The organism is Gelidibacter salicanalis, assembly GCF_016469035.1.
GTDB classification, from domain to species: Bacteria; Bacteroidota; Bacteroidia; order Flavobacteriales; family Flavobacteriaceae; genus Gelidibacter; species Gelidibacter salicanalis_A.
Genome location: NZ_JAEHJZ010000302.1, coordinates 1 through 246, shown reverse-complemented (window position 1 = coordinate 246; position 246 = coordinate 1). Strand labels below are relative to the sequence as shown.

General features: G+C 58.9%; 1 protein-coding gene. It reads left to right on the top strand.

Annotation, left to right across the window (positions count from 1 at the left end; all coding sequences use genetic code 11):
• Window positions 1-246, top strand: a 246-nt coding sequence (locus tag JEM65_RS21555) for a hypothetical protein (RefSeq protein WP_199603812.1), incomplete at both ends; no start/stop codon positions are given.

Genomic DNA, 246 nt, shown 5'->3' with positions numbered 1-246 from the left:
GCCCTGGCAGATATACAGCAACTACCCCAATACCGAACGGCGGCGCAACTTTAATGCCTCGCTCAAAGCCAGCTATCACTTGCCGGGCGCTACGCTGACCTCGGTGACGGGTTTTCAACGGTTTACTATTGATTACCCCGACCGCTACGACTTCGACTTCACGGCCCAAAACCTGATTAGCGGCGAGGGCAGCACACCCCAGCGCAACTGGACCCAGGAGCTGCGGGTAACCTCGGACCCCAGCAG